At 62.6% G+C, this 203-nt stretch carries 1 pseudogene; it reads left to right on the top strand.

Annotated elements, in window-relative coordinates:
- Window positions 1-203: pseudogene (locus F2P46_RS36950) on the top strand (hypothetical protein); the annotation flags it as partial.

The following is a 203-nucleotide window of genomic DNA, read 5'->3' on the forward strand; positions in this document are numbered from 1 at the left end:
GCCAGACGCGCAGCTTTTACGTGCGACCGGCCAGCAGCGGGACCCTCGGGCGCCTGCAGCCGTCCAAGGTGGGGCGGGAGCCAAACGCCCGTAACCACCCTGACATGCAGTATTTCAACATGGCCGTCCATACGTTGGCCGACATGAAGAAATGGAAGGGCAAGTTCCTGGCATTCAAGGCGTATTACGTCGGCGACGCCGCG

The sequence above is a fragment of the Massilia sp. CCM 8734 genome, assembly GCF_011682155.1.
Classification (GTDB): domain Bacteria; phylum Pseudomonadota; class Gammaproteobacteria; order Burkholderiales; family Burkholderiaceae_D; genus Telluria_A; species Telluria_A rubra.